Annotated in this window: 13 protein-coding genes; 5 read left to right on the top strand and 8 right to left on the bottom strand. The window is 61.9% G+C overall.

Going from position 1 to position 13442, the window contains the following annotated elements; genetic code table 11:
• Window positions 1-19: 19 nt before the first annotated feature.
• Window positions 20-454, bottom strand: coding sequence for a DoxX family protein (locus FOT55_RS20935; protein WP_025303391.1), 435 nt, complete (start codon window positions 452-454; stop codon window positions 20-22).
• 217 nt (window positions 455-671) lie between these two features.
• Between FOT55_RS20935 and FOT55_RS20930 the strand changes: the two genes are divergently transcribed.
• The 3 genes from FOT55_RS20930 (at window position 672) to FOT55_RS20920 (ending at window position 2894) form a co-directional block, all read left to right on the top strand.
• On the top strand, window positions 672-872 hold the full coding sequence (locus FOT55_RS20930; protein WP_016927170.1) for a hypothetical protein: 201 nt from the start codon (window positions 672-674) through the stop codon (window positions 870-872).
• A 76-nt stretch (window positions 873-948) separates the two neighbouring features.
• Entirely contained in the window at window positions 949-1347 is a 399-nt protein-coding gene (gene gspS, locus FOT55_RS20925) for a type II secretion system pilot lipoprotein GspS (RefSeq protein WP_025303389.1), read from the top strand.
• 113 nt (window positions 1348-1460) lie between these two features.
• A complete protein-coding gene (locus tag FOT55_RS20920) occupies window positions 1461-2894 on the top strand; it encodes an EmmdR/YeeO family multidrug/toxin efflux MATE transporter (protein ID WP_025303388.1) in 1434 nt (477 codons plus the stop codon).
• A gap of 30 nt (window positions 2895-2924) precedes the next feature.
• Here FOT55_RS20920 and FOT55_RS20915 read toward each other — a convergent pair whose 3' ends face one another.
• From FOT55_RS20915 to pqqU, 3 genes are all read right to left on the bottom strand, one after another.
• Window positions 2925-3104 carry a hypothetical protein gene (locus FOT55_RS20915; protein WP_019453466.1) on the bottom strand — a complete coding sequence of 60 codons (180 nt, stop codon included), beginning with the start codon at window positions 3102-3104 and terminating at the stop codon, window positions 2925-2927.
• A gap of 409 nt (window positions 3105-3513) precedes the next feature.
• A complete protein-coding gene (locus FOT55_RS20905; RefSeq protein WP_147823966.1) occupies window positions 3514-5886 on the bottom strand; it encodes a glucose/quinate/shikimate family membrane-bound PQQ-dependent dehydrogenase in 2373 nt (790 codons plus the stop codon).
• 147 nt (window positions 5887-6033) lie between these two features.
• The gene (pqqU, locus tag FOT55_RS20900; protein WP_187181962.1) at window positions 6034-8172 is read right to left on the bottom strand and encodes a TonB-dependent receptor PqqU; all 2139 of its coding nucleotides are present in this window, start codon (window positions 8170-8172) and stop codon (window positions 6034-6036) included.
• A 305-nt stretch (window positions 8173-8477) separates the two neighbouring features.
• On the opposite strand from pqqU, the gene FOT55_RS20895 reads away from it, so the two are divergent.
• Window positions 8478-9467, top strand: a complete 990-nt coding sequence (locus FOT55_RS20895; protein ID WP_147823964.1) for an aldo/keto reductase — start codon at window positions 8478-8480, stop codon at window positions 9465-9467.
• Here FOT55_RS20895 and FOT55_RS20890 read toward each other — a convergent pair.
• Window positions 9464-10357, bottom strand: coding sequence for a LysR family transcriptional regulator (locus FOT55_RS20890; protein WP_049209468.1), 894 nt, complete (start codon window positions 10355-10357; stop codon window positions 9464-9466). The two genes, FOT55_RS20895 and FOT55_RS20890, sit on opposite strands and share 4 nt — an antisense overlap.
• A 172-nt stretch (window positions 10358-10529) precedes the next feature.
• Here FOT55_RS20890 and FOT55_RS20885 point away from each other — a divergent pair, with 172 nt between their 5' ends.
• Window positions 10530-10925, top strand: coding sequence for a (R)-mandelonitrile lyase (locus FOT55_RS20885; protein WP_025303382.1), 396 nt, complete (start codon window positions 10530-10532; stop codon window positions 10923-10925).
• Window positions 10926-10931: 6 nt separating this feature from the next.
• On the opposite strand, the gene FOT55_RS20880 is transcribed toward FOT55_RS20885, so the two are convergent.
• The 3 genes from FOT55_RS20880 to gabD all read right to left on the bottom strand — a co-directional run bounded on the left by FOT55_RS20880 (window position 10932) and on the right by gabD (window position 13311).
• Entirely contained in the window at window positions 10932-11300 is a 369-nt protein-coding gene (locus tag FOT55_RS20880; RefSeq protein WP_025303381.1) for a glyoxalase superfamily protein, read from the bottom strand.
• Window positions 11301-11322: 22 nt separating this feature from the next.
• Window positions 11323-11736, bottom strand: a complete 414-nt coding sequence (locus FOT55_RS20875; RefSeq protein ID WP_147823963.1) for a GyrI-like domain-containing protein — start codon at window positions 11734-11736, stop codon at window positions 11323-11325.
• Between the two features lie 99 nt (window positions 11737-11835).
• Window positions 11836-13311: an NADP-dependent succinate-semialdehyde dehydrogenase gene (gene gabD, locus FOT55_RS20870; RefSeq protein ID WP_025303379.1), complete on the bottom strand. Its 1476-nt coding sequence runs from the start codon at window positions 13309-13311 to the stop codon at window positions 11836-11838.
• Between the last annotated feature and the right edge of the window lie 131 nt (window positions 13312-13442).

Here is a 13442-nt window from a genome sequence, read left to right as displayed (position 1 = left end):
TCCTTAGGGAATGCGCGGCTTACCGATAGGCTTCATTACGCGCGATCGTGTATTTGCCGCTGCCCAGCAGCAGAATGGCGAGCCCGCCCATAAAGAACACCAGTTCGTTTTCAATGCCCCAGGCGCCGACGTCAGTGACGCTGAACACCTTGCCGGTGCCCACCATCAAAAATGCCACCACCAGCGTAAAGGCGTAAACCAGCGCGGCGGGGCGGGTGAACAGTCCCAAAATGATCAGTATCGGCGCCAGGATCTCCCCTACATACACGCCGTAGGCGATGAAGGCGGGCAGCCCCTGTTCCTGCAACGCACCGGCAATCCAGCCGACGCCGTGCTGAATTTTCGCCACGCCGTGAAACAGCATCAGTCCGCCAAAGGTCAGTCTGAGTGCCAGCTTGCCGGCGTCCGGACGATCAAAAAGGCGCGTGAACACTGCATTCAATGACTTAACCATGGCCCTTCCTCCTGAATAGGAATGATTTTCAATCAATATATCAATAAGGTGAATGCGAAAGATGTTCTGGATCAGTAAAACGGCGGACTTTACGCCGAATCACCGGGTGAGATTTAGCGGGCGCTTCACACGGCAACGCAGGCTGTCCCCGCGACCCAAATCGCGGTAAAATGCAGCAGTTCACCTTATCGCACGTCATCAGGCCGTCGTACTCGCTATGAAAATGCGCAAACCCCGTCGTCCGCCCGGGCGGTGGATTTATTACATCCTGCATGAAGACATGCTGTGGCCCTGCCCGGTCAAATGGGAGTGGGAGAGCGGCTATAACGCCTGGCTGCCGTTTTATTATTCCCCTACGCTGGAATTCGTCGCCGGCAACCCCGCTCGCGCCACCAAGGTCAGCAGCGGCCGGCGCTAAGCGCGCTGCCCGCCTTGCCGCCCGGCATCCGCTCACCTAAGATCATTGCATCACCCACAGGTTTCCGGGAGCGCCCATGTCTACTCTGTTTCGCACGTTTCTTTGCGGCGCGGTGGCGTTGCTGCTGCTTGCGGGTTGTCAGCAGACGGCGCATCGACCGGCGCCGCCGCTGCAGGCGCAATTGGATCACATCGCTCTGATGCTGGCCGGCGGGCATTTCCTGCGCGTGGACTGCGGGCGCAGCGACGTGCCGGACGACGTGAAATTGCAACGCACCGCGATGCGTGCGGCGCAGCATCGCGGCTGGGATACGCATGCGGTAGGGTATCGACAGTTGCCGACGCTCACCCAGGCGCGTTACCTGACTCTGCAGCAGGACAATCAGCTGCTGACGGACAAATGCGCCACGCTCAGCCGCAGTACCGCGCGTTTTATCGCGGCGGCGCAGGCCGATCAGGAAGACTACATGGAGTAGCGTTGGGTAAGCCTGTCGTGCGCTCGTTACGGGCGCCTAAAAATTCTTTGCAGGATAACGATTTATCGATCATCATTTGAAATGATGTTTCACTTTTATCCATCGAGCCCACCTTGAATCTGTATGCCGCACTGCGTCAGCGCGTGGAAAATACGCCCTGGTACGCCAAACGGAAAAGCTACCGCGTGCTGTTCTGGCGCGAGATCACGCCGCTGGCGGTGCCGATCTTTCTGGAGAATGCCTGCGTTTTGCTGATGGGGGTGCTGAGCACCTTTCTGGTGAGCTGGCTCGGCAAAGAGGCGATGGCCGGGGTGGGGCTGGCGGACAGCTTCAACATGGTGATCATTGCCTTTTTTGCCGCGGTGGATCTCGGCACCACCGTGGTGGTGGCCTTCAGCCTCGGCAAGCGCGATCGCCGGCGTGCGCGGGCGGCGGCACGTCAGTCGCTGGTCTTGATGACCGGCGTGGCGGTGCTGTTGGCGGCGGGCATTCACCTGGCGGGCGAATCGATCATCGATGTGATCGCCGGCGCGGCGTCGCCGGAGGTGAAAGCGCTGGCGCTCTCTTACCTGCAGACCACGGTGTGGAGCTACCCGGCGGCGGCGATTGCGCTGATCGGCAGCGGCGCGTTGCGCGGCGCGGGTAATACCAAGATCCCGCTGCTGATCAATGGTGGCATGAATATCCTCAATATCATCATCAGCAGCATCCTGATTTACGGCATGCTCGGCTGGCACGGGCTGGGCTTTGTCGGCGCCGGGCTGGGGCTGACGATTTCCCGCTATATCGGCGCCATCGCCATCCTCTATGTGCTGGCGATCGGCTTTAATCCGGCGCTGCACATTACGCTGAAAAGTTATTTCACGCCGCTCAAGATGAGCATCCTGTGGGAAGTGTTGGGGATCGGCATTCCCGCCAGCGTCGAATCGGTGCTGTTCAACGGCGGCAAGCTGTTGACGCAGATGTTCGTCGCCGGCATGGGCACCAACGTTATCGCCGGCAACTTCATCGCCTTCTCCATCGCTTCGTTGATTAACTTGCCGGGCAACGCATTGGGATCGGCCTCGACCATCATCGTCGGTCGGCGGCTCGGCAAGGGCGAGATCGGTCAGGCGGAGCGGCAACTGCGCCATATTTTCTGGCTATCGACCCTTGGGCTGACCGCCATCGCCTGGGGCACGGCACCGCTGGCCGGGGTATTCGCCGCGTTTTATACCTCGCAGGATGATGTGAAAACGGTGGTGAAAACCCTGATTTGGCTCAACGCCGCCTTTATGCCGATCTGGGCCGCTTCATGGGTGTTGCCTGCCGGGCTGAAAGGCGCGCGCGACGCCCGCTTTGCCATGTGGGTGACGATGCTCGGCATGTGGGGCTGCCGTGTGGTGGCTGGCTATGTGCTGGGTATCGAACTGGGCATGGGCGTGGTGGGTGTCTGGTTGGGGATGTTCTTCGATTGGGCGGTGCGCGGCGCCTTGTTCTACTGGCGCATGATCAGCGGGCGCTGGCTGTGGAAATATCCGCGGGCCAAACGCCGGGAGGCCGAGTAACGTCGGCCGCGGGGCACCGGCGAGATGGCCTCAGTATAAAAGCGTCATCGCGCTGAAGAACAACAGCGTCAACGCGATAATGATGACGTTTTGCGTGGCTTTGCGCACCAGTCTGCTGGCGCTCAGTCGGCTGTCGATGACGTAGAGCAGCGGCACCATCAGCAGCACGTAGGCGAACATCAGCATGGCGGTAAAGGGTTGCAGGTTCATTTATGCTTCTCCTGTACGTCATCATGGCCGACTAGGTGCACCAGCACCGCCTCCGTCTGATGGGCCAAGCCAATAAAGGGCGGGGCGACAGGGGGATCCGCTGCGAACGGCAGGCCGGCGCGCCGCGTGTTCACCGCCGCTTGCAGAATTTTCTTTCTATGCTTCCGAGTATGGTCGACCATGCGCCTCCGAATAAGGCCGCCCGCAGGCGGCTGATCGTAGTATTACCATTAAGCTGGAGTAGGATTGCAGGCCGCTGCCGGGGCCATGCATTCATAATATTGCGAATGATAACCATTATCAATAATGAAAGTGAAAAAATTAAGGGTATTGCGAGAGGGGTGTCAGCGGGGAGGGAAAAGAAAAAGCACGCCTTGCGGCGTGCTTTGCGAGGTACTAACGGCGGTGGTTACTTCTGATCGGGCAGGGCGTAAGCGATCACATAGTCGCCCAGCTTGGTGCCGAAGGAACCGTGGCCACCGGCGTAGATCAGCACGTACTGCTTGCCATTGACCTCATAGGTCATCGGCGTCGCCTGGCCGCCGGCCGGCAAGCGTGCTTCCCACAGTTTTTCACCGTTGGTCACGCTGAAAGCGCGCAGGTAGTTGTCAGCGGTGGCGCCGATGAAGAACACGTTACCGGCGGTGGTTACCGGGCCGCCCAGCATCGGCATGCCCATTTTGAACGGCAGTGGCAGCGGTGAGCTGTCGCGCACGGTGCCGATGCGTTTTTTCCACACGATGTCGTTGGTTTTCAGATCCACGGCGGAAATGTAACCCCAGGCCGGCTGTTTGCACGGCAGGCCGAACGGTGACAGGAACGGGTTCAGGGTAACGCCGAACGGCACGCCATATTGCGGCTGTACGCCGGACTCGGTGCCGCTGCCGCCTTTGTCGCCTTCCGGCGGCTCAATCGGGTTGCCTGGGCCGCGCGGGATCAGTTTGGAGACGAACGGCAGCGCGATCGGGTTGGCGATGGCGATTTCGCGATCGGTATCGACGGCCAGGCCGCCCCATTCGAACATGCCCAGGTTACCCGGGAACACCAGCGTGCCCTGCTCGGAAGGCGGGGTGAAGGTGCCTTCATAACGCAGGCTGTGGAACATCACGCGGCAGACCAGTTGGTCATAGATGGTCGCGCCCCACATGTCCGCACCGGTCAGCTTCTTCTCAGGACGGAAGGTCAGCTCGGAGAACGGCTGGGTCGGTGACAGGCGGTCGCCTTTGGCCGGGCCCTGAGGTACCGGTTTCTCCGGCGCCGGCACCACCAGCTCGCCGTTGGTGCGGTTCAGCACGAAGATGTTGCCGGTTTTGGTCGGCACATAGATCACCGGCACTTTTTTACCGCTCTTGTCGGTAATGTCCGCCAGGGTCGGCTGCGCCGGCACGTCCATATCCCACAGGTCGTGGTGGACCGTCTGATAGAACCAGGCCAGTTTGCCGGTGGAGGCGTTCAGCGCCAGCAGGCCGCTGGCGTAGCGCTCCATTTCCGGGGTGCGGTTGCCGCCCCAGATGTCCGGCGTGGCGACGCCCATCGGCAGATAGACGATATCCAGCTTGGCGTCATAGGCGGCCGGCGCCCAAGAGTTCGGCGAGTTCGGCACGAAATGGTGCTCGTCCGCCGGGATGGCGTTCGGATCTTTCGCGCCCGGATCGAAGGCCCACAGCAGCTTGCCGCTGTTGATGTCGAAGCCGCGGATCACGCCGGAAGGCTCACGGTTGGAGTAGTTGTCGGTCACGGCACCGGCAACGACGATCACGTTATCGGTGATCACCGGCGGCGAGGTCGGCTCGTAGTGGCCCGGCGTCGCATACGGCATGTTGCTCTGCAGGTTCAGCTCGCCGTTGTTGGCGAAGCCCGGGCACGGTTTGCCGGTTTCGGCGTCCAGCGCGAACAGGCGGCCGTCGTTGACCGGCAGAATGATGCGGCGTGCGCACATCGCCGGTGCGGCATCGCCGGCGGCGCCCGCGGCTGCAGCGGTTTCGTGGTAAGACACGCCGCGGCAGGTGATGTGCTGGAAGGTCGGGTTGTACTTCAGCTGCGGATCAAATTTCCACTTTTCTTTACCGGTGGCGGCATCCAGCGCGAACAGCTTCTGGTGCGGCGTACACATGTAAAGGGTATCGCGGATCTTGATCGGCGTGACTTCGTTGGTGATCTCACCCGGATCGTTGGCGGTCTTCAGATCGCCGGTCTGGAAACGCCAGGCTTCTTGCAGCTGGCCAACGTTTTTGTCGTTGATCTGGCTCAGCGGCGAGTAACGGGTGCCTTCCTGGGTGCGGCCATAGGCCGGCCAGTCGGCGCCGGTGGCGTCTTTCGGCTGGACCTGCGCGGCGTCGAGGGTGCCGTTGATCTCTTGCGGATCGTTGAATACGGCATAGGCCAGTGCGATGACGGTGATCGCCAGCGCCGCGCTCAGCGCACCGTAGGCGAATTTGCCGTTGGCGACCAGCTTACGGTAGATAAACGGCAGCACCAGCCACAGGCCGAAGAAGAAGGTGACGTCCAGGCGCGGCGTCAGCGCCCAGAAGTCCGGGCCGACTTCCCACAGGGCCCAAATAGTGGTGCCCAGCAGGAACACCGCGTACAGCAGCAGCGCGGTGGCGCGGCGGCGGAACAGCAGCCAGGAGGTCGCCAGCAGCACCAGCCCGGCGATGATGTAATACAGCGAACCGCCCAACTTGGCCAGCCAGATGCCGCCGCCGAGCAGATAAAGCCCGCTCAGCGCGGCAAACAGCGCCGTTATGACGATAAGCGGCGATAGTGACGCTTTATTTTGCATAGCAATACCCTTACCAAAAATGAAAGTCCCCGATTTAGAGATTAAGCCAAATCGGAAAAAACACGCGGTTTCTCCCTATTATTTCAGCGGGAAGCCGCTAGGGTGACGTAAAACCCATCCCGTCTTTTAACCTTAAGGTGCTTTGCCTTATTCAAAGCGGTAAGACAAGGTGGCGCCGCCACCCCAGTTGCGACCCGGCGCCGGCTCGAAATAGCGGCCATTGCCTTCGTTGACGATCACCGAACCGACGTAACGGCGGTCGAAAATATTGTCCACCCGGCTGAACACGTCCAGCGCCCAGCGGTTCCAGGTAAAGCGATAACCGGCGTTTACGCCGGCCACGGTGTAAGAGGGGGCCTGCGCGCTGTTGGCGTCGTTGGCCTGAATGTCGCTCATGTAGCGCAGTTCCGCGCCGGCGTGCCAGCCTTCCGGCGGTGCAAAGGCCAGCGAGGCGTAGCCCATGTTGCGGGCGATGCCTGGCAGGTGATTGCCGGCGGGGGTACAGCCGGATTTACCGCACATTTCGCTGCGGTAGGTGGCGTCCAGCAGCGTCCAGGCCATATGCAGGCGCCAGTCCAGCGCGAACTCTTGATCCAGCGCCAGCTCCAGGCCGCGCCGCCGGGTTTTGCCGGCGTTGGCGTAGCTGGTGCGTCCGCCGCTGCTTTCCGCCACCACCAGCTCGTTGTCGGTATCGGTCTGGAACAGCGCAGCGCTCACCAGGCCGTTGCCGAGGCGCAGCTTGCTGCCCAGTTCGACGGTATCGCTGGTGGACGGCTGCAGGCCGATATTGAGGCCCGTCTGGCCGTCGGGGCGGTAGGAGAGTTCGTTGATGGTCGGGGTTTCAAAGCCGCGGCCGGCGGAGAGATAGACGTTCCACGCCGGATTGATCTTGTAGTTGAGCGAGCCCATCGGCAGCCACTGGTGGTAGCGTTTGCTGCCGCTGTCGTCGCCGTTGCGCGGCGTGATGTAATAGTCGGTCGAGTCGAAGCTGACGGTGCTGTAGCGCAGGCCGGCGTCCAGCGTCCAGCGCGGCGTCAGTTGCCAGGAGGTTTGCAGGTAAGGATCCAGGTTCCAGATACGGTTCTTCTCGTTGCGCCGCTGGTCGCCTTTCTCGCCGTAGTCCACAGTGCCGTCTCGCAGAATAAAGTTTTCGAACCCCTGGCGGCGTTCGGTCATGGTTTCATAATCCAGACCGCCGATCAGTGTTACCGGTAACGATGCGAGAGTATCCTCATGCTTCCAGCGAGTGTCAATGCCCTGATATTTTCTTTCCAGCACGATCACCCCGCCGGCGTGGGTGGGGTTGAGCTGCGGCCCCATCGGGATCGATTGGTACTGCGTGGTGTGGCGTTCGCCGTGGTAAGCGGTCAGCGTCAGTTCGTCGCGCTCGCTCATCTGGCGCTGATAGCGCAGGCCGGCCTGGGTCTGATCGAGCGACTTGCGGGTGTTGTATTGATCCGCGCGCGGCGCCTGGCGCGGGTTTTCCTTCCACTCTGCCTCGGTCAGGCCGCCCGGATCGCCGGCATCGATTGAGACGCTGTTGAACATCAGCGTCAGGGTGCTGACGTCGTCCAGCCGCACACCGAGCTTGCCGTTGCCGAGGTTTTTCCGCGCGGCGCTGTGATCGCGGTAGCCCTGAGTGGTGAAGCGGGTGCCCGAGATGGCGTAGTTGACGTCGCCGGCCTGGGTACCGTCGCCGGTGGCGCCGGTCGCTTTCACCCCATAGCGCCAGGTATTGTCGCTGCCGAAATAGCCGCCGGCCTCCAGCGTTGGCGGCTGGGTGCCGGTCTGGGTGTCAACGTAGATCACCCCGCCCGAAGCGTTGCCGTACAGAGCGGAATAGGGGCCGCGCAGCACCTCGATGCGCTCGACGGAGTTGATGTCGATGTTGGAGGTTTGTCCCTGGCCGTCGGGCATGGTGGCGGGAATGCCGTCGACGTACATGCGCACCCCGCGCACGCCGAACATCGATCGGCTACCGAATCCGCGTATCGACAGCTGCAGATCCTGCGCATAGTTTTGCCGGTTTTGGAGCTGCAGGCCCGGCACGCTGCCGAGGTTTTCCGACAGGTTAATCTGCGGTGCGGCGTTGCGCAGGTCCTGGCCGTCGATCACGCTGACGGACACCGGCGATCCCAGCTCGGTCAATCCGGTGGGTTGCGCCATCACCACCAGGGTGTCGCTTTTCTCTTCATTATTTTCTGCCGCCAGCGCCTGACTGGCAAACATGGGATGTAGCAATAGCATTGCAGCCGGGGTAAGCACGGCGCTTTTCTTATTGGTCATGGAATAAATCTGCCACTGGTATTGAAAGGGAATTGCAGGTCGATTCAGAGTTAGCCATCTGTCGCTCCATCTACATGACGCTAAACGAAAAGGGTAAGGCATCCTGATATCAGTATAGAGTATCTTGGGCAGGAACGTTCCCGCAAAAACTCCGGTCCCAGCGACGGTTAACGGATTCATGAGCCTGGCTCATAAGCTCAAGCGTATTTCGCCCCATAGTCATGGCGGCAGTCGCGTTTTACAGTCACCACACCGGAACGGCTCCGCGTCACGCGGGGCCGGTATCAATCAGTGGGAGAGTGAAGATGCAAACACGCAAATTGGGGCGCGAAGGGCTGGAAGTCTCGGCGTTGGGGTTGGGCTGTATGGGACTGAGCTTTGGCTACGGCCCGGCCACCGACAAACGGCAGGCGGTCGATCTGATCCGTGCCGCGGTTGACGAGGGCGTGACGTTCTTCGATACCGCCGAGATTTATGGTCCGTTCACCAACGAGGAATTGTTGGGCGAAGCGCTGGCGCCGGTGCGCGACCGGGTCGTCATCGCCACCAAGTTCGGTTTCGATCTGCCGCAGCCGGCGGGGCAGCAGGTGTTGAACAGCCGTCCGGAGCATATTCGCCAGGCGGTGGAAGGCTCGTTGAAGCGCCTGCGGATAGAGACGATCGATTTGCTGTATCAGCACCGTGTCGATCCTGAGGTGCCTATCGAGGAGGTGGCCGGTACGGTGCAGCAACTGATTCGCGAAGGGAAAGTGAAGTATTTCGGCCTGTCGGAAGCCGGCGCGCAAACCATTCGGCGAGCTCACGCGGTGCAGCCGGTCACGGCGCTGCAAAGCGAATATTCGCTGTGGTGGCGCGAGCCGGAGCGTGAAATCTTGCCGACGCTGGCAGAGCTGGGTATCGGTCTGGTGCCGTTCAGCCCGCTCGGCAAAGGCTTTCTCACCGGCGCCATTACCGAGGACACCACCTTTGACAGCGGCGATTTTCGCAACCTGGTGCCGCGCTTCAGCGCCGAAGCGCGCCGGGCCAATCAGGCGCTGGTGAGCGTGCTGGGGCAGATAGCGCAGCGCAAAGGCGTGACGCCGGCGCAGATCGCCCTGGCCTGGCTGCTGGCGCAACAGCCGTGGATCGTGCCGATCCCGGGAACCACCAAACGCCATCGGCTGCAAGAAAACCTTGCGGCGGCGTCGGTGGTGTTGGCGGCGGACGAACTGGGCGCGATCGAGCGTGCGCTCTCCGCTATCGACGTGATCGGCGATCGTTACCCGGCGCATCTGCAGAAGAACGTCGGGCGTTAAGCCCCGCGTCGCAGCGCCTCAATCAGCAGCGCAAAGGCGGTAGTGTGTTGCCTGCGGCTTGGATAATAGAGGTAATAACCGGGAAACGGCGGGCACCAGTCGTCCAGCGCCATCAGCAACCGACCGTCGGCCAGCGGCTCGGCGACGGTATCTTCCGGCACAAAGGCGATGCCGAGGCCGAGCTGCGCGGCGTCGATTCGCTGGCGCAGGCTGTTGAAGGTCAGTTGCCCCTCCACCCGCACTTTAATCTCCCGGCCATCGCGGGCAAATTCCCAGGCGTACAGCCCGCCGAGGGTGGGCAGGCGCATGTTGATGCAGCGATGGTTTTGCAGCGCTTGCGGCGTAGCGGGGAGGCCGTAACGGGCGAAATAGTCAGGGGAGGCGACGGGCACCATGCGCATGGCCGGCCCGATGCGCACCGCGACCATGTCCTTCGCCACCTGTTCCCCCAGCCGGATTCCGGCGTCGAATCGCCCGGCGACGATGTCGGTCAGGCTGTTGTCGACGGTGATTTCCACGTTGATATCCGGGTAATCGACGAGAAAAGTGCGCAGCACCGGCCACAGTACCGCATCCACCGCGTGTTCGCCGGCGGTGATGCGGATGTTGCCGGCGGGCCGATCGCGCATTTCACCCAGCGCGTTCAGCTCGCTTTCAATCTCCGCCAAGCGCGGGCCAATGCTGTTGAGCAACCGCTCACCGGCCTCGGTGGGGGCGACGCTGCGAGTGGTGCGCGTGAGCAAGCGCAGCGCCAGGCGTTCTTCCAGGCCGCGAATAGCGTGGCTGAGTGCCGATTGGGAAACCCCAAGCTGCGCCGCCGCTTTGGTGAAGCTGCGCTCCCTGGCCACCATCAGGAAAGCGATCAGATCGTTAAAGTTTTCTTTCAACATACCGGCACCGGAGAGCAAAGTTGGGGCGCTGCCGCGCGTAGATTTATGAATTGAGCTCATAGCTCCTTGCGCATTTTACCCGCTAGTCACCGGAAAAGCATGGCGCTATCTTGGCATCGCTGACTTATAACTATCAGCGTCGGTTGGAAAGCCGACGTGGAGGACACGACAGATGAAAATACAACGCAGCGGTTCTATCCCATCACAGCGCGGTTCGGCGGATTACTTTACCGGGCAGGTACGCATCGATGCCCCCTTCGCCGGTGACGCGCCGGCCAGGGTGGGCGGCGCGACCGTCACCTTCGAACCCGGCGCCCGCACGGCCTGGCATACGCATCCGCTCGGCCAGACGCTGATCGTCACTCAGGGGCGCGGGTGGATCCAGATGTGGGGCGAGAAGACGCAGGAGATGCATCCCGGCGATATCGTTTGGATACCGGCCGACGTCAAACACTGGCACGGTGCGACACCGGACACCGCCATGACCCATATCGCCATCGCCGAAGCGGTGGACGGCAGCCCGGTGACCTGGCTTGAGCCGGTCAGCGAGGCGGAATATCGGCCATAACGCCGATCAGGCCGAGGGGCTCTGTTCGCAAAACCGCAGCCGGTTGCCGAACGGATCGGTGAGGTTCAGCTCTTTGCCCCAGTCGACAATCTCCAGGCCCGGCCGGGCATAGCGATAGTTTTTGGCCGTGAGCTCCCGGTGCAGCGCGTCGATATCGTGCACCGGGATGAAAATGGCGGCGCCGGGCGTGCTGTCGCCGTAGTGTTCGCTCAGGTGCAGCGTCAGCCCGGTGCGGGTCACCTGCATGTACAGCGGTAGGTCTTCGCTGAAGCGGTGCTCCCACGCCAGCGTGAAACCGAGAAAATCCAGATAAAACTCTTTGGCCTTGTCGACGGAAAAGATACGCAGGATCGGAATGGCGGGGGAGAGCGTCATCATTGTTGACCTCACTGTCGCGTTAGCGGCAGCCGATATGGATATCGACCGCGTCGGGGCCGGTATAGGCTTCGAAGTCGGTCAGGAAGCGACGTTCGATTTCCGGGTGTTGCTCGAAGTAGGCCCAGATGGCTTGCCAGCCTTCGATGACCGCCGCCGGCAAGGCGCCTCGGGCCTGGAACACCAGATAGCGGCCAGGTTGGATGTGCAAACCGCTCTGTGCCTCACTGCCGGCGGTGACATCAAACGGCCCGCTGGCGTCGGAGGCGTAGTTGGAGTAGACCCCGTAAACCGGCATGGCGGGCGAGGTGGCGAAAAAGTCTGACCACAGCGCGGGGATTTTAGCCGTCTCGGGCTGGGTTTCGTCCTGATTGGTGGTTCTGATTGTCTGGCCGGCGACGTAAAAATCGGGCAGATGTACCGAGAGGGGCTGCATAGAGGCAATTCCTTTTAACCGCTGAAAAGATGCCTAAAGGTAGCAAAGGCTCCCCAAAACCGCCAGACAGGGCCCCCGCAGGCGCGGGGGGCCCTCACATCAGGCGCCCAAACCGCCGAGGCACAGGTATTTGATTTCGAGATAGTCCTCGATGCCGTATTTTGAGCCTTCGCGGCCCAAACCGGAGTGCTTCATGCCGCCGAACGGCGCCACTTCGGTGGAAATCAGCCCTTCGTTGATGCCGACAATGCCGTACTCCAGCGCTTCGGCCACGCGCATCACCCGGCCGATGTCGCGGCTGTAGAAGTAAGCGGCCAGGCCGAACGGCGTGTCGTTGGCCAGTTCGACGGCGTCGGCCTCCTGGCTGAAGCGGATCAAGGGCGCCACCGGGCCGAACGTCTCCTCACGGAAGATTTTCGCCGTGCGCGGCACATCGGTCAGGATAGTCGGGGTGAAAAAATTGCCGCCCAGCGCGTCAGGCTTGCCGCCCAACAGCACCGAGGCGCCGTGCTCGACGGCGTCGGCGATATGCTCGCGCACTTTCTCCACCGCGTCCGAGTTAATCAACGGGCCGATGGTGACGCCATCATCCAGGCCGTTGCCGACTTTCAGCTTGGCGACGGCGGCTTTCAGCTTGGCGGCGAACGCATCGTATACGCCGTCCTGCACCAGAAAACGGTTGGTACAGACGCAGGTCTGGCCGGCGTTGCGGTATTTTGAGGCGACCGCGCCGGCCACGGCGGCGTCCAGATCGGCGTCATCAAACACGATAAACGGCGCGTTGCCGCCCAGCTCCATACTGGTTTTCTTGATGGTGGGCGCACACTGGGCCAGCAGCTGCGCGCCGACTTCGGTGCTGCCGGTGAAGGAGAGTTTGCGCACGTCCGGGTTGGCGGTGAGTTCGCCGCCGATGCCTTTGCTGGGGCCTGTTATCACGTTGCATACCCCGGCTGGCAGCCCGGCGCGCTCCGCCAGCACGGCGATCGCCAGCGCCGAGAACGGGGTCTGGCTGGCGGGGCGGATCACCCCGGTGCAGCCGGCGGCCCAGCCGGGGCCGGCTTTGCGGGTGATCATCGCCGCCGGGAAGTTCCACGGGGTGATGGCCGCGAACACGCCGATCGGCTCTTTTTGCACGATGATGCGGCGACCGGCCTGCGGCTGCGGAATGGTGTCGCCGTAGACCCGTTTGCCTTCTTCGGCGAACCATTCGATAAAGGAGGCGGCATAGGCGATTTCACCGCGGCTTTCGGCCAGCGGTTTGCCCTGTTCCGCCGTCATGATGCGCGCCAGATCTTCCTGATTTTCCATCATCAATTCAAACAGCCGCCGCAGCTTGCCGGCGCGCTCTTTGGCGGTCAGCGCGCGCCAGGCGGGCAGCGCTTTTCTGGCGGCGGCGATGGCGCGAGCGGTTTCTTCGGCGCCGAAGGCCGGTACGTGGCCGACCCGTTCTCCGTTGGCGGGGTTATGAATGGCGATCGAACGGCCTTCCTGGGCCGGCAACCATTGCCCGTCGATGTAGTTGGCCTCGCGGAACAGCGTGGGATCCTTGAGGGTAGCGCAGATGCTGGTGCTCATGAGTCTCTTCCTTCTTTCCTGAGTTCAACAGAGTGGTCTATCCCATACGGCTACCCTTTACCCTAGCAAATTTTGCCGCCGCCGTTTGCCCGCGCGGCAACAAGATGGTCGTTTTCTTTATGCGCACCTTC

The sequence above is a fragment of the Serratia bockelmannii genome, from assembly GCF_008011855.1.
Taxonomy (GTDB): Bacteria; Pseudomonadota; Gammaproteobacteria; order Enterobacterales; family Enterobacteriaceae; genus Serratia; species Serratia bockelmannii.
Note: the sequence above shows the minus strand (reverse complement) of the source record. Positions and strands in the feature narration are given on the sequence as shown.